This is a genomic window from Chitinophaga ginsengisoli (genome assembly GCF_003014595.1).
Taxonomy (GTDB): Bacteria; Bacteroidota; Bacteroidia; order Chitinophagales; family Chitinophagaceae; genus Chitinophaga; species Chitinophaga ginsengisoli.
The window spans coordinates 26,252-45,728 of record NZ_PYGK01000011.1 but is presented as its reverse complement, the minus strand read 5'-3'; the positions used below and the strand labels follow the sequence as shown (position 1 = coordinate 45,728).

Here is a 19,477-nt window from a genome sequence, read left to right as displayed (position 1 = left end):
AATGATCTGGTTACCCGGGGTTAGCCACCCCGGGCTACAAACAACGCGGCTCCCTAGGAGCCGATCGCTGCGAATGATTTAATTATGAGGAAATGCTTAATCTGACTTTTTATACAGTGTCTTAACTTTTTTCATGACTAAGAGAATCATAGCAACAGAGGAAGCCATATCCTTGATCAACGAGCTCCGTCACAGACATGGCCCCCTCATGTTTCACCAGAGTGGGGGCTGTTGTGACGGCTCACAGCCGATGTGCTTTCCGGAAGGAGAGTTTAAAACAGGCGCTGCAGATGTATGTCTGGGCGAGGTGGATGGATGTAAGTTTTATATGAGCGGGGATCAGTTTGAGTACTGGAAACACACGCAATTGATGCTGGACGTCATCAAGGGGCGCGGCAGTAGTTTTTCACTGGAAATCCCCCTGGGAGTCAGATTTCATATCCGGTCCCGCGTATTCTCTGATGAAGAAATAGCAGAACTGGAAACGACACAACCGCTGACTTAAACACTATCCCTAAATGAAAAGTCCTGCAGTTTCAACTGACAGGACTTTTCAATCAATTTTGATAACTTATGATGATCAGTGTATAACGCCCCGTGCCCGTATGGCATGAAAGATTTTATGGTACAGGGGACTTTTCAAAACGGATGGCTTTCAAGTCAAATCCTCCGGCTTCAGCAAATAACCGGAGGGTTTGGCGGCCATTCCTGAGCGCGATGTTCTGCAGGTTGTAGGTCTGCCATTCACCACTCATGTTTCCCTTCGCAGGAACTACGGTTACCTTGCCAACTGGTTTTCCGTCAATTGTAACGGCCAGTTTACCAGGCGCTTTTCCCGGCGCTGCTATGAAGGAAAGTGTATATTTTCCTTTCAGGGTCATGTTTATTGTGTACTTCAGCCATTCACCCGTTGCAAAATCGGTGACATAATAACTGTCTGCCTTAGCCGAATCAGCAACAATGTCCATACCATCATTCCGGTATACCCTGCCACGATTACCGCCTACCCATTTAGGATTGTTGATCCGGTAGTTTGCCGTATCAGTATCAAAGTAAGCCGCACGATTGGCCCCCAGGTCATAATCCACCGCTTCCAGCGTACCTGTGTTGTTGATCGTGTTGTTTTTGAAGGGCAGCGTTTTATCAGAGAAAGGCTGACGGATCATCGCATCGATCACATCGCGGTGGATGATGTTGTTGTGGATATTCGCTCCTCTCGCAACTTCCATCAAACCTTCATAAGCCATATCGCTGGCAGGTGCGCTGCCTTTGCCGCTGATGTAGTTGATCACGCGCATGTATTTTTCGTTGGATCTGATTTCCAGTGGATTGTTCGAGCCAAGTTTCTTCAACGGCCACCAGGACCAGCCGATATTGTTCTTTTCGAACAGGCGGATCGCTTCCATGAACCAGACATTCGAGTTTTCGCCCGTTTCACCTAACCATACCGGCACGTTATATTTCTGACGGAAATCCAGGATATGCTGGATGGATTTGGTGTCGTTTAAGTTCCAGTATTTATGAAAACTCAGTACCATGTTCTTATCCCAGGGCGGCAGCATACCGTTGTAGTTATTCCCCCAGCCATTACCCTCAATGATGATGATATGACGGCTATCCACCTCGCGGATCGCTTTGGTGATATCCTGCAACAGTTGTTTCAGAGGCACATTGTTCTGCTCCTTCAGGCCGTTCTTATCATTTTCAGGATCTTCGAAACCATAGTTAGGCTCATTCAAAATATCATAAGCGCCAATGAAAGGTTCATCCTGATAGCGTTCTGCCAGCTTCTTCCATAAAGCCACTGTCTTCAGGCGGTCTGGCTCGCTTTCCCAGAGAGAAGGTTTGGAGCCATCGCGGTCAGAGATGTTCAGGTCATTGCCTTGTCCGCCGGGAGCCGCATGCAGGTCCAGGATCAGGTACATCTTGTTGGCCTTACACCAGGCCAGCAGACTGTCTGTCATAGCAAATCCTTTTTCCAGCCAGGTGTTTTGTCCGGCTACAGGTTCCTTATCGACCGGCAGCGTATACAGGTTGAAGTGCATGGGCAAACGAACGGAATTGAAGCCCCATGCTTTCAGGGAATCGATATCCGCTTTGGTGGTATGGTTCTCCAGCCAGGCATCATAAAACTCCTGTGTTTTCTGCGCACCGATCAGGCTTTCAATACCCGCACGGATCTTATGTTGCTGGCCCTGGCCGTTTACCCGTAACATATATCCTTCCTGCAACATCCAGCCACCGAGGCCGATGCCGCGTAACAGCACATTTTCTCCTTTCTGGTTGACGATCTGTGTTCCTTTGGCTTTGAGGAAGCCCTGACTCCAGCTGTTGAAGGGTTTAAAGGAGAGGGAGATCAATAGCAACAACGTGACGTGTTTTAGTTTCATAACAATGAATTAGACGAAAAAATTGAGAAGAAGGTAAAATAGGAATTTATAAATAGAAAAAGGGGCGCAATTGATAAGCGGGTTAACGTGGCTGGTTAACGGATCATTCGTGACAATAGACTCCTGACAGAGCCTCAGTGTTATGCGCCCGGAGTATAACCCCTGGATTTGTTTAGCGAACAACCCAGGACCGCTCCAGCAACATCGCAATACTGATGCCCAGCAGACAGCCTATCGCATAGCAGATGCAGTCGCTCAATGCAAAATCATAACCCAGTATCAGCCCAAAGGGGAAGGTATGCCTTAAATGCACGATCCAGCCGGCCTTATACAATTGCTGTAGCTCGATAACAATACATGCGAGGAAACTGAGAATACCCAGTTTCCCCAACTCTGTAACAGGGAATAAAAACCGCAGGAAGAAGAACAGGCAGGTAGCATACAGCACATCGCCTCCATAGATCCTGATAAGATCCGGAAAATAATCCGGGTAAAGCCGGGTGGCCAATCCCAGGGGTATGGTAAGCAGGAACAGTACAAAGTATAGCAGGATATTCTTCGCCCTCATAGGTTTCATACATCCAAATATAGGAAACATTGAATTGTTTCCGCATTCGTTATATGGAGGTTTCGCTTCCTCAGGTATAGGGTGTACGAACATTCTATTTAACATAATATGAGTCATATATACATTGAATGTCATTTCTAACAACTCATTTTTCAATATACTGACAAATTAGACTGAGATATATGCTTTGTGAGGGCGCTATCCTGGCCTATTCCCTGAGATAACCCATATATAACCCATATATAAGCCATATATGACCCATATATAATCCATATCTAAAAAGATATGGGTTATATATGGGTCATATATGGCTAGAGGATGGTTGATATATGAATGGCAAGACCGAATTCTCCCTTATTTCACGTTTATCAGAAGGGAAGGGAAGCGGCTTTTGGCAGTTGGAGCGCTTCTTTTATCTTTACGGGGCGATGGGTCAGTTGTCTGATCTGTGAGCGGCAATCCAGAAAACCAGTAAGAGTTATGAAAATAAGAGCCATCATTACGGGAGCGACAGGTATGGTAGGAGAGGGCGTTCTGCACGAATGCCTGCTAAGCGAAGAGGTAGAAGCGGTGCTGGTCGTCAACAGGCGCACCTGCGGAGTGACGCATCCGAAGCTGAAAGAGATCATTCATGCCGATTTCTTTGATTTTAGCCCCATCAGGGACCAGTTAAGCGGTTATAATGCCTGTTACTTCTGCCTGGGCGTTTCATCGGTAGGAATGGACAAGGAGACCTATTACAGGATGACCTATACGCTGACCATGCACGTGGCGGAAACACTAAGTCAGCTGAACAGGGATATGACCTTCTGTTATGTATCCGGTGCGGGTACTGACAGTACAGAAAAAGGCCGGTCAAACTGGGCGAGGGTGAAGGGGAAGACGGAAAACGACCTGATAAAATTACCTTTCCGGGCAGTATTTGCCTTCCGTCCGGGTTTTATCAGGCGCATGGAAGGGGCGAAGTTTACGCATCCGCTGTACAAATACATTGGCTGGATGTTCCCGATAGGTCGTGCACTATTTCCCGGGGGATTTGCAAAAATAGAAGAGATAGGCCAGGCGATGATCAATGTAACATTGAACGGCTACCCGAAGAAGATAATTGAAGGGAAAGACATTATTGCCCTGGGAAAGAAGGGGTAATGTTTGCACCTTACCGGGAAGGATCAACATTCTTGCTTCCTTCCCGTCACTTTTTTGTTTTGTTAACTTCGCATTAACTCTTTTGTCAAAAAGATACCCGTATTTCGCATCTTTAATTAACCATTAGTTTCTTGTATAACCATTCATTGTTTCCTTTTATGAAAAGCTGTTGTCTACGATACCTATCATTGTAACCATCAATTTCCGATTCAAATAGATGCTTGTTGGTCCCGGATATGTGTAGTATGGCTGTGTTGCCTCCATTGATTGTTGATTGTCTTTGCTTATGTTCTGTTTCCGTTATTACTGTTACTATGTTGAGTTATACATGCGCGTTCATTAGTCCGCGTAATGTTTATCATTATTTACAACCATACCATGAAAATAACCAGTATTCTTTTATTGATTTCTTTATGCATCGCTGGAATGTTACGGGCACAGAACCGGCCCGCCAATACCAGCAGACCTACGGCTATTCCGGTAGCGGCGCCAGCTCTTTATACCACGGCGATGATCAATTCCATCCGCACATGGACGCCTTCAATGCCAGTATCTGATACTGCAGTGGTGATGTCTGCTGCCAGAACGGTAACAGAAGTGAAGCAGGAAACCCAATATTTCGACGGATTGGGGCGCTTATTGCAGACAGTTGAAAAGGGTGCTAGTCCGTCGGGCAAGGACCTGGTCACCCCGATGGGATATGACGATTTCGGGAGGGAACAATACCAATACCTGCCTTACGTATCGAAGACGGGAAGTGTGAATGATGGGCTTTTTGAGATGGCGCCGTTTGTCAGTCAGCGGGCCTTTTACAGGGATAGTGCCCTGGCACCCGGAACAGGTAGCGATAGCATTTACTACACACAAACAGCTTATGAAGCCTCGCCTTTAAACCGTGTATTACAGACCTGGGCGCCTGGGAACAGCTGGGCGAAAGAAGGTGGCAATCACCCCGTAAGGCAGCAATACCAGGTAAACGGCATAGCCGATTCCGTGCGACTTTGGGACTTGCCGGCTACCTCGCTCATACCGGTCAGCAGCCGGATATACGGCAGCGGAGAACTACTGAAGGAAATCACCATCAATGAAGCGGGCACACAAACCGTCACATACAAAGACAAGGAAGAACATATTGTGCTGAAGAAGACGCAGCTGGCAGCAGCTCCCGGCACTGCTCATATGGGCTGGCTTTGTACTTACTATGTCTTCGACGGCATGGGAGACCTGCGATTCATCATACCGCCTAAAGCAACAGAAGCCGTTCGTAGCAACTGGACGATATCCGCTGAAATAGCCAATGAGTTATGTTTCTGCTATCGCTATGACAAACGTAGCCGGCTGATCGTACAAAAGATTCCGGGTGCCGACAGTACAGAAATGGTATACGATGAAAGAGACAGGCTGATAGGCAAACGGGATGGTATTCTGAAAGCCCTGGGCATGTGGCACGGTACTTATTATGACCAGCTGGATCGGGAGCAGCAAACAGCCTTGTTCTATGACGGCAGAAGCCGGGAAGCCATGCAGACAGCTATTAACCAGGCGGGGTTTAACCCGTCGAATGCCTTCCCATTCATTGACTCTTCCGCCTTACGGGTATTGACAAACACTTATTACGACAACTACAATTTTCCCGGCAGGCAAACATATATCACCACCGACCTTACAAAAGTACAGGCGGGCGCCAATCCTTATGCAGAAGCACTACCAGCGACAGCCAGCACGATGACAAGGGGCCTGATAACCGGCAGGTGTTCGCGTATTGAAGCCATGGAACAGTTCAATACCACCACCATCTACTACAACGACAAAGGCCGGGTGGTCCAGACCATCGCAGACAATATGCCGGGTGGGAGGGATGTAACGAACACCCTCTATGATTTCAGTGGTAAGGTATTGAGCACCTATCTGAAACACAGCAATCCGCGTAGCGCGCTGACGCCGCAGACGACCATACTCACGCAATTCGACTATGACGCTATGGGCAGGATTGACAGCATCAAAAAACGCATCAACGACAATCCCGCGCTGCAACGCACCATAGCCGTTAATACCTACGACGAACTCGGACGACTGAAAACAAAACGGCTGGACGTAACAGGACCCGCCACGCAGTTAGCGTCACTACAGTATGAATATAACATCCGGGGCTGGCTGAGCGCGATAAACAGGCCGTTTGTCGCGACACCCAATAATACCTCCAACTGGTTCGGACAGGAATACTGTTACGACTACGGCTTTGATAGTGTTGACTACACCGGAAACATCGCCGGTATCAAATGGAAAAGCATATCAGACGGTGTCCCCCGCGCTTATGGCTATGACTACGACAAAGCAGACCGCCTGACCCGCGCTGACTTCACAGAGCAGCAAAGCGGCAGTCCTGCCTGGACGAATACAAAAGCCGACTTCTCCGTAAGTGGTTTAACCTATGACGCGGGCGGCAATCTTTTTTCAATGAAGCAGATGGGGTTGAACGGGCCTGTCATGCAGACAATCGACAGCCTGAAATACGGGTATTTCACCAACAGTAACCGGCTCAGTTACGTAACAGACAAAAAGAACAATCCTGCCAGCACATTAGGCGACTTCACAGAAACCGACAGCCGGGAAGTACAGGACTACTGGTATGACCCCAACGGCAACATCGCGAAGGACAAGAATAAAGCCATTGACTCCATCTACTACAACCACCAGCAATTACCTGCCATTCTTTTTGCTAAGAACAAACAGGCCTCCATATACTACCTCTACGCAGGAGGTACAGGTGAACGGTTGGCAAAAATAGTATCTGACGTCAGTGTGCAGCCGCAGTTATTCCGTACAACTCATTACATCAATGATTTCCAATACGAACAGGATAGCTTACAATTGATATCCCACGAAGAGGGGAGGATCCGGCCAATATACAAAACGGGACAAGCAGTCAGTTATACCTTCGACTATTTCATAAAAGACCAACTGGGCAACGTCCGCATGGTACTCGGCAGTCAGAAAGATACCGCTATTTACGCCGCCACCATGGAAACGGCCATGGGAGGCGTTGAAAATGCCTTATTCAGCAACATTGACAATACCCGTACACCAAAACCAGCCAATTATCCAACAGACAACACCACTAATCCCAACGCCTACGTATCGCGGCTCAACGCCATAAACGGGCAGAAAATCGGACCATCGCTGGTATTAAGGGTAATGGCGGGCGACAGCATTCAGATAGGCGTGAGGGCCCTATACAAGCATGCAGGTGCAGTGACCTCCAGCACCACCATAACGGCCATGGTATCCGCTATTTTAGATGCATTCAGCGGAACAGGCGCCGTAGACGGCATCCATGAGTCCACGGGCAGCACTTCACCAGTATACACCTTTAGCAGTAGCACCTACAACCAGCTAAAGAACCTGGACGCCTCCCAGAATCAGCCAGACAAGCCGAAAGCCTATCTCAGCTATGTACTATTTGACGATCAGTTCAACCTCGTAGACGAGAACTCCGGTATGCGGCAGGTAGGCAGCGGCATAGATGCCTTACAGACTATCGGCGTACAGAAGATGCGTATAAAAAAGACGGGCTTCATTTACATCTACACCAGCAATGAAAGCGGGCAGGATGTATTCTTCGATAACCTGGTAGTCACCCACAATGGCGGTGCGTTGCTTGAAGAAACGCACTACTATCCATTCGGCCTGACGATGGCGGGCATCAGCAGCAATGCCTTAAAAGGAAGGCTGTATCCCGAAAACCGGAAAAGATATAACGGTATCGACTTCAGTGAAGATCTTCACCTCCATCAATACGACGCACTTCACCGCACCTTAGACCCTCAGATTGGCAGGTGGAAGCAGATCGACCCAAAGATTGACCACATGGAATCGTGGTCCCCCTACGTCTCCAACTTTGACAACCCCATCCGCTATAGCGACCCCTCAGGCGACTGGCCCGGTCCTGGCGACGGTCTATTTTTGCGGCTCCTGAACTTTGCTGCCAGCGCAAAAGACAATTTCCGACGCAACATCACCAATCAAAAGAATTTCATCCGCGAAAAAGTACAGCAAGGAATCAATAACTTCAAGGACCGTATCGCGACTGGAACAACAACGCCCCAATTACTTCTGGAAGACTTCCGCAAAAATCCCTTAGCTGCGGCCACCGGTATTGGCGGGCTGGAAGTAAAACTAACTACCGTCGCCGCTAAAGAGTTCGTCCTCAGTTCAAAAGCTGCAGAAACTGGCGCTAAAGCTGCGGAAGGGTTTAAAGTAACAGCGCAGACGAAGGCAAAGCTGGATGGCGCAGGGCGTGCAGCAGAGTATTCGGATGGATGGCCTAAAGCTAGTTTGAAGGAGGCGATAGAGCAATTTGCTCCTGGGGCTGAGGGGGTTTTAGGAGAAACAGGACAAAAAACTATTTATCGTAATGATGAAACAAAGATTCAGGTTGTTTATGATAATCTTGGAGATTATTTCAGAATAGAAAACACAGCTTTAACAGGCGAAAGAAGATATGTTGATTTTACAAATAAAGTACCAAATAATAAAATCGTAAATGGAAAACAGAAGGGGCGAACTACAGGCGAATATCATCAAATTACTCACTTCAAAAATATAGATCAAAGATGAAAACAAGATTAATAGAAGTTCCAAAAGATAAAGAAGCGGAATACGCACTAGACTATAATGAGGCTACAGAAGATCAGTTAATCCGAATTTATTTAACCAGTCCTGAATTTATTGAATTATGGAATATTGGCTTTTTTAATGAATTGAACGAAATGACAGGTGCAATGATTGACGATTTTGAGGATGCCAAGATAGTGGAAAAAGAAGACCTAGAAAATATATTAGACAGCGATGTTTTTAACATGCCTGTTTCTAACGATATCCTAGATCGGCTGAAAGTCCTTTTCCAGGAAGCCTTAGAGCGAGGTACTGGTGTCTATTTCTTTTTCTAAAGAATTCTGAGACAAGAAATTCAGTAGCTACTAACAAGTAACGGAGCTTGAAGTGGAGACTGCGGGCTGTGTAGCAAATGGGATGAAGTAAACCAGAACATGAAAAAGATTGCTCACTTTAAAAATACTGATTAATAATGATGAGTCGAAAAATGGTAACTGTGCCTAAGGATAAGTATGCGGAAGACGCATTAGACTATGATGATGCAATGCCAGAACACCTAATCGAAGTGGAGTTCACTGTTAGCGAATTTAGGGAGTTATGGGATGTCGGTTTTTTCGATGCTTTAAACGACGTGACACTCGCTATGATTGATGATTTTGAAAGCGCTGAGATTATAAAAAGAGAACACTTAGAGGAGATACTAAACAGCGATGTGTTTAACCTGCCTGTTTCCAATGACATCCTTGACCGGCTGAAACGCCTTTTCGAGGAAGCCTTGGAACGCGGTACGGGCGTTTATTTCTCTTTCTAAAGGATTTGAACACTGAAAATCAGCCGGGACCTTTTAGTAGCGGGCGGTTTGAGGTGGAGACTGCGGGCCTTAGCCCATTTGAGTGTCGACACGATTGACAGGGGTTAAATGTGCATCCTCCAGCCCCTACGCTTGACAAAGCTCAATCGCGCGAACGAAAAGGGGGTACAGCCCGTAGTCCCACCTCAGACCGCGAGCTATGTCATCATTCGCGAAGGTCTCAAAACAACGTACTAACCAAAAGGAACCGAAACACCTCCGGGGTAAAGCTCAATCGCGCGAACGAAAAGGGGGTACAGCCCGTAGTCCCACCTCAGACCGCGAGCTATGTCATCATTCGCGAAGGTCCCCTTCATAACCTCAAGCAATACTTTGAAAAATGTAACCCCGCTATAACCCAAACGTCACAACGCCACAAAACCCACACACCCGATTTGATTCTTACAACCCAATACAATCGTTATATCCGCAAAGAAACAACGCTTATCAACACCCCCGCGAAATTAGCTTTGAAATTTATAGTTATCTGTTTGAATATTGCAATTTGCATTTCCCCTCTTCGAACTAAATTTGCTTTCAGACGTTAACGATTCAGGAAGCAAAGGTCAAATTTGATATTGGATAACCCAGTTTGCATAGTTGCGGCGAAACAGTGCGCTGCAACCCGGGTTCTCCCATCTATCAATAGTCCCCTGCCGCAAGTCAACCTATTTAGATCTATTATTTACAGAAAAGCAATTCTTTATGGTTAAGCTAAAGATCAACCAGAAAGAGTACTCAGTAGACGCCAGTCCTGACATGCCGCTGTTATGGGCAATAAGGGATGTAGTTGGATTAACTGGTACCAAGTTCGGTTGCGGTATGGCGCAGTGTGGCGCATGTACCGTTCATTTGGATGGAGAAGCGGTACGTTCATGTGTTACATTAGTGTCGCGGGCCGTTGGGAAGGAGATAGTAACTATTGAAGGATTATCTGCTGATCCGGATAACTACCTGCAGAAAGCATGGATGGAGCTGGACGTACCACAATGTGGTTATTGCCAGTCCGGCCAGATCATGTCTGCAGCAGTGTTGTTAAGAGAAAACCCTAATCCAACAGATGAAGACATTGACAGTGCAATGTCCGGGAATATCTGCCGCTGCGGCACATATCCCCGTATCAGAAAGGCCATTCACCTGGCCGCCAAAATGCAGCGGGAAGGAGGTAATGGCAAATGAGTACACTGAACACCAGCAGGCGTAATTTCCTGAAAACCGGAGCTGTACTGGGCAGCGGATTGCTGATCTCATTCACAGTACCCGGCGCGAAGAAACTCGGCGGAGCAGGGGCCTCTGTACTGGGACCACAGAGCGGTGCAGCATTTGCACCTAACGCATATCTGAATATAACAGCAGATAATGAAGTACTGGTATACCTGGCGCACGCAGAAATGGGACAGGGCATCTGGACGACATTGTCGATGATGATAGCAGAAGAACTGGATGTGGATGTCAATAAGATGGTAGTACAGCATGGAGATGCGTGGACGCCATATAACCACACCATGTTCGGGATACAGATCACCGGAGGTTCGAGTACTACCTGGTCTGAATTTGACAGGTACCGCAAGGCGGGAGCTACTGCAAGGGCATTGCTGGTACAGGCAGCCGCACAGAAATTTGGTGTGAACCCTGCCGACTGTAAGACAGAAAACGGCGTGGTGACAGCGGGCGACAAGAGCGCTACTTATGGCGAACTGGCCACAGCCGCAGCAGCATTGCCCGCACCGGGTGATGTACCGTTGAAAGATCCGAAGAGCTGGAGGTATATCGGCAAGGGCACGAAACGCCTGGATACGCCGGCTAAAATAAACGGTACTGCAAAATTCGGCATGGATATGCAGTTCCCGGGTATGCTGACAGCAGTCGTGTTGCACGCACCTGTATTCGGCGGCAAGGTGAAAACAGTGGATGCCGCAAAGGCAAAAGCAATACCAGGCGTACGTCAGGTAGTACAGATCCCGAGTGGGGTAGCAGTACTGGCCGACAACTACTGGGCAGCGAAGAAAGGTAGGGCAGCACTGAACGTGGACTGGGACCTGGGAGCAGGTGTGAAAGTGGATTCAGCAGCGATGCTGGCTGAGTACAAGCAACTGGCACAGCAACCTGGCGCCACAGCCAATAAAGCAGGAGACGTGGACAGCGCCATGTCAAAAGCAGTGAAAACAGTAGAGGCGGAGTATACCTTCCCTTATCTGGCACACTCGCCTATGGAACCGCTGAACGTAACCATCCAGCTGAAAGACGGTAAGTGTGAGATCTGGACAGGTACACAGATGCCTGGCCTGGATCAGGGAGCTGCCGCGAAGATATTGGGATTGAAGCCTGAACAGATCAGGGTGAATACGGTGTTCCTGGGCGGAGGCTTCGGCAGAAGGGCTACGCCATCATCCGACTTCGTATCGGAAGCAGCTGAAATCGTTAAGGCCAGTGGTAAGCCGTTGGTGAAAATGGTATGGTCACGTGAGGACGATGTACGGGGCGGTTATTACCGTCCGGCGTTCCTGCACAAGATAACAGCTGGTCTGAATGCGCAAGGGCAGCCAATTGCCTGGAAACATACCATTGTGGGCCAGTCTATCATGGAGGGAACACTCTTTGCCGGAATGATCAAAGATGGTATAGATGGATCTTCCGTGGAAGGTGTGACGGATTCTCCTTATATGGAAGCAATCCCGGACCGCCTGGTAACATTACATTCTCCGAAGAATCAGGTACCGGTATTATGGTGGCGTTCTGTAGGCCATACGCATACCGCTATGGCGATGGAGGCAATGATTGATGAACTGGCGCATACCGCCGGTAAAGACCCGCTGGCTTACCGTCAGGAATTGCTGAAACACAGCCCGAGACACCTCGCCGCACTGAACCTGGCAGCAGAGAAAGCTGGTTGGGGTAAACCGCTGCCAGCAGGACGATTCAGAGGTATTGCAGTACATGAGTCCTTCCTTAGTTATGTAGCGCATGTAGTGGAAATCTCCCTGAATGAAGATGGAACGATCAAGGTACACCGGGTAGTCAGCGCTATTGACTGTGGTCTGGCGGTGAACCCTGATGGTGTGAAAGCGCAGATCGAAAGCGGGATCAACTATGGAGTATCCGCAGCACTACTTGGAGAAATCACCCTGGAGCAGGGGCGTGTAAAACAAGGCAACTTTAATGATTACGTGGTAGCCAGGATGTTTGACACCCCGGCGGATATAGAAGTGCATATAGTGGAGAGCACCGGGAAAATGGGTGGCGTGGGTGAACCAGGCTTACCTCCGGTAGCACCGGCTATTGCGAATGCTTACTTCGCCGCTACAGGTAAACGCCTGAGACAGATGCCTTTCAATAAGGCCCATCTGTCAGCATAAAGAGCGGTATCCTGATTATTTACACGTAATGAGATGTTATGGCACAATCAACTAGAAACCAGTTTTTTAATACAAAGAAAGCCGTATACCTGCTGCTCGCAGCAACGGCAATTTCTTCGGTTGTAGTATCTTTCCGTACAGATGCTTTTAATGGGGTACCTTCGGAGCGTAAAACAGCCGTTGCAGAGACAGACGTAGCAGAGCCGGATAGTGTGATCTCGAAAAAGGCCTTTTTGCAGGCTTATAAGGTGCTGATGCATCCCAGGTGTATGAACTGTCATCCGAAAGGCGACAGGCCATTACAGGGTGACGACAGCCACATACACACCATGAATGTACAGCGTGGTACAGACGGTAAGGGGCTTTACGCAATGAAATGCTCCAACTGTCACCAGCCACAGAATACCCCCGGACTGCACATGCCTCCGGGTAATCCGAACTGGCACCTGCCACCGGCTGATATGAAGATGGTATTTCAGGGTAAAAAGCCGAGAGAGCTGGCAATGACCCTGCTGAATCAGAACCTGAATGGTCACAAAGACCATCAGGCCCTGATCGAGCACGTAAGCAAGGACTCCCTGGTGGGTGCCGGATGGGATCCCGCAGAAGGATTGGCCCACTTACCTATGAGCCGCGCAGAATTTGTGAAACATTTTAAAACATGGCTGGATAAGGGCGCTTACTTGCCGGAGAAATAAGATGAAAGAAATCGAGGATATTTTACGGGCATATGCACAGTCCCGGGAGGACGGGAAAAAGGTGGCACTCGCTACTGTTGTGCATGTGGAAGGATCATCCTATCGCCGGCCCGGAGCCAGGATGCTGGTAACGGAAGATGGTGAGATGACCGGTGCCATCAGCGGCGGATGCCTGGAGGGGGATGCTTTAAGAAGAGCACTTCTGGCCATCATCCAACAGCAGAATAAGCTGGTCACCTACGATACAACAGATGAGGATGACGCGAAAATAGGTGTACAGCTTGGTTGTAACGGGATTGTTCACATTCTGTTCGAACCGATAGACCCGGCCTCTCCGCACAATGCTATCAGGCTGCTGGAGCAGGTGCTGGAAAAAAGGGAAGATGCCGTATTAGTAACTCTTTTCAGGTTAAACCAGGCTGCTCAGCAGCCTGGTACCTGTCTTCGTTATTCCGGGAATAGCTTTGCAGGCAGCCTGGAAGACGGAGACCTGAAAGCGGAGATCGTGAGGGATGTGCTGGAAGTGTTCAGCACTAAACAGGGCTTGGTAAAACAGTATGGAGACGAAAAGCCAGCACTACATGGTTTTGTTGAACTGCTGAAACCACCTGTTTCCCTGATCATCGCAGGCGCAGGAAATGACGCAATGCCTTTGGTTGAAATAGCCCGCATCCAGGGCTGGCATACAACAGTAGTGGATGGAAGGGCTATCTACGCCACACCCGCCAGATTCCCCGGCGCCCGTAGGGTGATCGTCAGCAAAGCGGCAGAAGTGCTGCAGAAAGTAACGATCGATGAAAGGACTGTCTTTGTCCTGATGACCCACAATTACAATTATGACCTGGCACTGCTGGAATTACTCCTGCAAAAAGAAGTAACTTACATCGGTACGCTGGGGCCTAAAAAGAAGCTGGAACGCATGCTGGACGAACTGGCGGCAAAGGGCATCACAATTGGGGACGAAGAAAGGTCCAGGATCCATGGACCAGTGGGGCTGGATATCGGTGCAGAGACAGCAGAAGAAATTGCATTGTCTGTGACGGCTGAAATAAAAAGCGTACTTTCAGAAAGGACTGGCATTCCTTTGAGAGAGAAAAACGGGCCGATACATACTTTGTAAATCGTATGGATATGGAAAAATACGGTGTAATCATTTTGGGGGCAGGTAATTCCTCCCGCCTGGGACAGCCGAAACAACTGCTGATGTACAGGGGCAAAACCCTGATCTGTCAGATGGCGGAGGAAGCAATTGCAGCGGTAGGTAGTCCTGTGGTATTGGTAACGGGGGCAAATGCGCCCCAGATACTGGAAAAGCTTTGCGGATTTGCAATAGAGATAGTGGAAAATGATCACTGGATAGAGGGCATGGGTTCATCCATCAGTACCGGGATGAAGACGTTGGTAAAACATGAAGGTTTAGCGGGAGTGATCATTATGGTGTGCGACCAGCCTTTCGTGAACGCAGCGTTGTTACAGCAGCTGATGGATCAGCAGGTGATTGCCGGAAAAGGGATCATTGCCTGCACGTACGATAATACCGCGGGTACGCCCGTGCTCTTTGCAAACACTTATTTCGATGCACTGACTGCCTTAGACGGGCAGGAAGGTGCTAAAAAGATACTACAGCAATCGACAGACGACCTGGCCCTGGTGCCTTTTCCGCTTGGAGCTTTAGATATCGATACAGCTGAGGATTATCAGCGATTACTAACAGGGCAAGTTTTAGCAGATGATAATTGATTCTTTTAACCGTGTGCATGATTACCTGAGGATATCCCTGACAGATAATTGCAACATGCGGTGTTTTTACTGCATGCCGGAGGAAGACTATGATTTTACACCGGCTTCCCGCTTAATGCAGGCCGATGAAATAGCCACTTTAGCAGGCATCTTTGCAGCCAACGGCGTACGCAAGATCAGACTCACCGGCGGAGAACCACTGGTAAGAAAAGATGCAGCAAAGATCATTCTTTCCCTTTCCCGCCTGCCTGTAGAACTTACCATGACTACCAATGGCGTTCGCCTCCATGAATTTGCAGATGTGCTGGAAGAAGCAGGCGTACGATCCCTCAATATCAGCCTGGATACATTACAGGCCGAAAGGTTTATGCTCATTACAAGGCGCGACCTTTTCAACCAGGTAAAAAGTAATATCGATCTGCTGATCAGGAAAGGCATTCACGTCAAGGTCAATGTAGTCGTGATGAAAGGCCTGAATGATACTGAGATCAACGACTTTGTAGCCTGGACGAAACATACGCCAGTGCATGTACGCTTTATTGAATTCATGCCTTTCAGCGGTAACCGATGGACGAGCAATAAAGTATTGTCTTTACAGGAGATCCTGCAAAGCATCAATACAGCATATGATTACCTGCCTTTAAAAGGTGGTGCACATGATACAGCAAAGGGATTCATTGTACCCGGACATGCCGGTACATTCTCTGTGATCAGCACCATGACGGCTCCCTTCTGTGATACCTGTAACAGGATGCGTCTCACAGCAGATGGTAAAATGAAGAATTGCCTTTTCTCGAATGGTGAAACAGACCTCCTGACAGCCCTGAGGAACGGTGAAGATGTATTACCACTGATCCAACAGAGCATTCTTAGTAAGGCCAAAGCCCTGGGAGGTCAGTTCTCCGGGAAACTGGAAGAGGTGGAAGCGGCTGCTATTAAAAACAGGAGTATGATCACTATTGGCGGATAAATGAGGAATGAAATCTAACGAAATGGATAAAGCAATCAAAGACATACTGGCAAACGGCGCACTAAAAGTAAATGGCAGCCTGTGGGTAGAAGGAAATGGCAAGCGATTCTTCGGACCCGGACCAGTAGAATTGTTAGAGCTGATCCAGGAAACCGGTTCTATCAACCAGGCGGCAAAGAAGATGAAGATGTCCTATAAGAAAGCCTGGGAACTCATTAATAATCTGAACAACATGTCGGGTAGCCCCCTGGTGATTACCAGCACGGGCGGTGATAACGGAGGCGGTTCCGCCATTTCTGAAGAGGCCCGTCAGTTGATCGCTTACCACCGGGAACTGAGAGTACGGTTCAGTAAATTCTTAGAAGAAGAGACACAACGTTTAAAATAAAAGACACACACATTGCACATCTTCCGTATGTGCTTTTTTTACCTGATCGTTATATTCAATAAGATATAACGAATTAAATGAGACTTATGACCAAATCTCTATTCATTGCTTTTGTTTTGTGTAGTGCAGGTGTGTATGGGCAGGATACTTCTTATGTACAGAGAGACACTGCTGTGAAAATATTGTCCGAAGTGACAGTATCGGCATCACGTACCAGGGAAAGCTTATTGCAGTCGCCAGTAAGCATTCAGAAAGCGGGAGAGCAATACTTCCGGATGTCTGCTGCACCCTCTTTTTATGATGCCCTGGAACATTTACAGGGTGTACAGTTGATCACACCCAGTCTTGGCTTTAAGGTATTGAATGCACGCGGTTTTGCCAATACGACAAATGTCCGTTTCGCGCAACTGGTGGATGGTATGGATGTACAGTCGCCACATATCGGCGGCCCGATTGCCAATGCGCTGGGACCTTCTGATCTTGATGTCAGTAATGTGGAGATCCTGCCGGGTGTGGCCTCCGCCTTGTATGGCATGAATACCGTGAACGGACTGGCGAATATTTCTACGAAAAATCCCTTTACATCCGAAGGAGTAAGCATACAGCAGAAGACAGCGCTGACACACCTGGGCGACCCTAATAGCGGTGTAAAAGCATATACAGAAACGAGTCTCCGTTGGGCAAAGGTGATCAGTCCCAGACTGGCGTTCAAGATCAACGGTACTTTTAACAAGGGATATGACTGGATTGCCAATGATCACCGGGAACTGAACGGTCAAGCCAATGCCAGCACAGGACTCCTGGGAAAGGATAATCCGGCACAGGATCCTTTGAGCAGCTACGGAAATGAATCCTCCGACAGGAAAACAATCGCTTTGGGTGGGCGTAACTACGTCGTGGCGCGTACCGGTTATGATGAAAAGAATGTAGTGGATTATGGTCTGCAGAATATCAAGGCGGATGCAGGCATCTATTATCAGCTGAAGCCGGGAATGACATTGACTTACCTGTATCATATGGCGCTGCTGGATAACGTATACCAGCGTGCTAACCGTTTCCGCCTGGCGGATTACCTGGTGCAGCAACATGGTTTGCAGTTCCAGTCAAATAGTGTGGAACTGAAATTATACCTGAACCGGGAGAATACGGGTAACTCATACAATCTGCGCTCTATGGCAGAGAACATGGACCGCAATTACAAGTCGGACAATCAATGGTACGCAGACTATACCACTGCTTTCAATAACGCAACAGGTGGCGGAGCATCCATCGCAGATGCACACCGGCAGGCAAGAACAGCTGCGGATGCAGGCAGGTATCAGCCGGGAACAGCGGCTTTCGATAATACCCTCAAGAAGCTTGCGCAGATCAATAATTGGGATATCGGTGCTGCATTGAAAGTAAAGGCAAGTTTTGTACATGCAGAAGGTCAGGTAGACCTGACGGCTAATTTACTCCGTGATGTAAAGGGGAAACTGGGCATGCAGATCCTCGTGGGTGGCGACCATCGTACCTACATCATAGAGCCGGATGGGAACTACTTTATCAATCCTAAAGCAGGGAAGGAATACACCAACATTCACTATGCCAAGACGGGAGGTTTCATCTCTGTTACCAAGACGCTGTTCGACGGCAATCTGAAACTGGGTGCTATTATACGGGGTGACAAAAACGACTATTTCGACTTGATGTTCACTCCCCGTTTTACCGCTGTGTATTCTCCCGTCAATACACAGCATTTCCGTGTATCTTATCAGAGTGGCTACCGCTATCCGAGCATCTTTGAAGCGTATTCCAACGTGAACAGCGGTGGCGTAAAACGTGTGGGCGGATTGCCCGCCATGTCGCACGGGATTTTTGAGAATGCATGGCTGGCATCGTCTATTACCACTTTCCAATCGGCTGTGCTGAATGATATCAATAAGAACGGTCTTACTCAGAATGAAGCAATCACGAAGAATAAAGGCATCCTGAAAAAGAATCCTTATACCTATATCAAGGCAGAGCATGTGAAATCAATGGAAGTAGGGTACAAGGGTATCTTTGGAGAAGGCCGGTTCTTTATAGATGCAGAGGCTTACTTGAATAAGTATGCCAACTTCATCGCCCAGGCAAATATGAACGTGCCGAATACCCAGGTGGCAGACTCTATTCCTTTTGCACTCTACAACAAAAGCAAACAGAGCCCTTACCGCATGTGGACGAATTCCCAGACGGTGGTCAACAACTATGGCGGAAGTGTAGGACTGACCTATACGGAACATGGCTATGTCGCCAATGGAAATGTGACTTACGCAAAGTTGAAGATGTCTGACAAGGAAGACGGACTGGAAGATGGCTTCAATACTCCCTCCTGGACGGTGAATGTATCCGTGGCTAAAGAGCGTATCATCAGACATGCAGGCGCGGGTATTTCCTGGAAATGGCAGAGCAGTTACTACTGGCAGTCCTTCCTTGTAAATGGTGATGTGGACGCTTATGCTACACTTGATGCGCAGGTAACCTATACGTTTGATAAACTGAACTGCAAAGCAAAGCTGGGTGCGAGCAACCTGTTGAATAAGTATTATTACTCCTTCCTGGGAGGACCGTCTATCGGTGGAATGTATTACCTGACATTAACGTACGGCATCCGATGAGTAAAGACTATTCAATAAAATAGCTTTGGTATTTGAATGCCAAATATTGGCGATTTTATAGATAAACATTTGAGTAAGACTATTTTGACGTAGATTTATTGTCAGAATAGTCTTATCT

The 19,477-nt window shown here is 48.0% G+C and carries 15 protein-coding genes; 13 read left to right on the top strand and 2 right to left on the bottom strand.

Features of this window, described 5'->3' with window-relative positions; all coding sequences use genetic code 11:
• Positions 1 to 133: 133 nt before the first annotated feature.
• A complete protein-coding gene (locus CLV42_RS23040; RefSeq protein WP_106604285.1) occupies positions 134 to 505 on the top strand; it encodes a DUF779 domain-containing protein in 372 nt (123 codons plus the stop codon).
• Between the two features lie 115 nt (positions 506 to 620).
• Here CLV42_RS23040 and CLV42_RS23035 read toward each other — a convergent pair whose 3' ends face one another.
• A complete protein-coding gene (locus CLV42_RS23035; protein ID WP_106604284.1) occupies positions 621 to 2,390 on the bottom strand; it encodes a cellulase family glycosylhydrolase in 1,770 nt (589 codons plus the stop codon).
• Between the two features lie 172 nt (positions 2,391 to 2,562).
• A complete protein-coding gene (locus CLV42_RS23030; RefSeq protein ID WP_170117616.1) occupies positions 2,563 to 2,967 on the bottom strand; it encodes a ribosomal maturation YjgA family protein in 405 nt (134 codons plus the stop codon).
• Between the two features lie 471 nt (positions 2,968 to 3,438).
• Between CLV42_RS23030 and CLV42_RS23025 the strand changes: the two genes are divergently transcribed.
• The 12 genes from CLV42_RS23025 (at position 3,439) to CLV42_RS22970 (ending at position 19,359) form a co-directional block, all read left to right on the top strand.
• The gene (locus CLV42_RS23025; RefSeq protein ID WP_106604282.1) at positions 3,439 to 4,104 is read left to right on the top strand and encodes an NAD-dependent epimerase/dehydratase family protein; all 666 of its coding nucleotides are present in this window, start codon (positions 3,439 to 3,441) and stop codon (positions 4,102 to 4,104) included.
• A 378-nt stretch (positions 4,105 to 4,482) separates the two neighbouring features.
• Positions 4,483 to 8,721, top strand: coding sequence for a DUF6443 domain-containing protein (locus CLV42_RS23020; protein ID WP_170117615.1), 4,239 nt, complete (start codon positions 4,483 to 4,485; stop codon positions 8,719 to 8,721).
• Complete coding sequence (locus CLV42_RS23015; protein ID WP_106604280.1) at positions 8,718 to 9,053, top strand: hypothetical protein; 336 nt, start codon at positions 8,718 to 8,720, stop codon at positions 9,051 to 9,053. The genes CLV42_RS23020 and CLV42_RS23015 overlap by 4 nt, the downstream gene beginning before the upstream one ends.
• A gap of 137 nt (positions 9,054 to 9,190) precedes the next feature.
• Complete coding sequence (locus CLV42_RS23010) at positions 9,191 to 9,529, top strand: hypothetical protein (RefSeq protein WP_106604279.1); 339 nt, start codon at positions 9,191 to 9,193, stop codon at positions 9,527 to 9,529.
• 744 nt (positions 9,530 to 10,273) lie between these two features.
• Positions 10,274 to 10,747: a (2Fe-2S)-binding protein gene (locus tag CLV42_RS23005; protein ID WP_106604278.1), complete on the top strand. Its 474-nt coding sequence runs from the start codon at positions 10,274 to 10,276 to the stop codon at positions 10,745 to 10,747.
• Positions 10,744 to 12,924: a xanthine dehydrogenase family protein molybdopterin-binding subunit gene (locus CLV42_RS23000; protein ID WP_106604277.1), complete on the top strand. Its 2,181-nt coding sequence runs from the start codon at positions 10,744 to 10,746 to the stop codon at positions 12,922 to 12,924. Before CLV42_RS23005 ends, CLV42_RS23000 begins: the two co-directional genes overlap by 4 nt.
• A gap of 38 nt (positions 12,925 to 12,962) precedes the next feature.
• The gene (locus tag CLV42_RS22995) at positions 12,963 to 13,622 is read left to right on the top strand and encodes a hypothetical protein (RefSeq protein WP_106604276.1); all 660 of its coding nucleotides are present in this window, start codon (positions 12,963 to 12,965) and stop codon (positions 13,620 to 13,622) included.
• Between the two features lies 1 nt (position 13,623).
• Entirely contained in the window at positions 13,624 to 14,742 is a 1,119-nt protein-coding gene (locus CLV42_RS22990) for an XdhC family protein (RefSeq protein WP_106604275.1), read from the top strand.
• 11 nt (positions 14,743 to 14,753) lie between these two features.
• Positions 14,754 to 15,362, top strand: coding sequence for a nucleotidyltransferase family protein (locus tag CLV42_RS22985; RefSeq protein ID WP_106604419.1), 609 nt, complete (start codon positions 14,754 to 14,756; stop codon positions 15,360 to 15,362).
• Positions 15,352 to 16,332 carry a GTP 3',8-cyclase MoaA gene (gene moaA / locus CLV42_RS22980; RefSeq protein WP_106604274.1) on the top strand — a complete coding sequence of 327 codons (981 nt, stop codon included), beginning with the start codon at positions 15,352 to 15,354 and terminating at the stop codon, positions 16,330 to 16,332. Before CLV42_RS22985 ends, moaA begins: the two co-directional genes overlap by 11 nt.
• 22 nt (positions 16,333 to 16,354) lie before the next feature.
• Positions 16,355 to 16,720, top strand: coding sequence for a winged helix-turn-helix domain-containing protein (locus CLV42_RS22975; RefSeq protein WP_106604273.1), 366 nt, complete (start codon positions 16,355 to 16,357; stop codon positions 16,718 to 16,720).
• Between the two features lie 86 nt (positions 16,721 to 16,806).
• On the top strand, positions 16,807 to 19,359 hold the full coding sequence (locus CLV42_RS22970) for a TonB-dependent receptor domain-containing protein (RefSeq protein ID WP_106604272.1): 2,553 nt from the start codon (positions 16,807 to 16,809) through the stop codon (positions 19,357 to 19,359).
• Positions 19,360 to 19,477 lie beyond the last annotated feature (118 nt).

What these genes read in the sequence shown, in the direction of transcription:
- CLV42_RS23040 (WP_106604285.1), top strand. Translation starts at nt 134, where the DNA reads ATGACTAAGAGAATCATAGCAACAGAGGAAGCCATATCCTTGATCAAC.
- CLV42_RS22970 (WP_106604272.1), top strand. Translation starts at nt 16,807, where the DNA reads ATGACCAAATCTCTATTCATTGCTTTTGTTTTGTGTAGTGCAGGTGTG.
- CLV42_RS23005 (WP_106604278.1), top strand. Translation starts at nt 10,274, where the DNA reads ATGGTTAAGCTAAAGATCAACCAGAAAGAGTACTCAGTAGACGCCAGT.
- CLV42_RS22985 (WP_106604419.1), top strand. Translation starts at nt 14,754, where the DNA reads ATGGAAAAATACGGTGTAATCATTTTGGGGGCAGGTAATTCCTCCCGC.
- CLV42_RS22990 (WP_106604275.1), top strand. Translation starts at nt 13,624, where the DNA reads ATGAAAGAAATCGAGGATATTTTACGGGCATATGCACAGTCCCGGGAG.
- CLV42_RS23035 (WP_106604284.1), bottom strand. Translation starts at nt 2,390, where the DNA reads ATGAAACTAAAACACGTCACGTTGTTGCTATTGATCTCCCTCTCCTTT.
- CLV42_RS23000 (WP_106604277.1), top strand. Translation starts at nt 10,744, where the DNA reads ATGAGTACACTGAACACCAGCAGGCGTAATTTCCTGAAAACCGGAGCT.
- CLV42_RS22975 (WP_106604273.1), top strand. Translation starts at nt 16,355, where the DNA reads ATGGATAAAGCAATCAAAGACATACTGGCAAACGGCGCACTAAAAGTA.
- CLV42_RS22995 (WP_106604276.1), top strand. Translation starts at nt 12,963, where the DNA reads ATGGCACAATCAACTAGAAACCAGTTTTTTAATACAAAGAAAGCCGTA.
- CLV42_RS23025 (WP_106604282.1), top strand. Translation starts at nt 3,439, where the DNA reads ATGAAAATAAGAGCCATCATTACGGGAGCGACAGGTATGGTAGGAGAG.
- moaA (WP_106604274.1), top strand. Translation starts at nt 15,352, where the DNA reads ATGATAATTGATTCTTTTAACCGTGTGCATGATTACCTGAGGATATCC.
- CLV42_RS23020 (WP_170117615.1), top strand. Translation starts at nt 4,483, where the DNA reads ATGAAAATAACCAGTATTCTTTTATTGATTTCTTTATGCATCGCTGGA.
- CLV42_RS23010 (WP_106604279.1), top strand. Translation starts at nt 9,191, where the DNA reads ATGATGAGTCGAAAAATGGTAACTGTGCCTAAGGATAAGTATGCGGAA.
- CLV42_RS23015 (WP_106604280.1), top strand. Translation starts at nt 8,718, where the DNA reads ATGAAAACAAGATTAATAGAAGTTCCAAAAGATAAAGAAGCGGAATAC.
- CLV42_RS23030 (WP_170117616.1), bottom strand. Translation starts at nt 2,967, where the DNA reads ATGAAACCTATGAGGGCGAAGAATATCCTGCTATACTTTGTACTGTTC.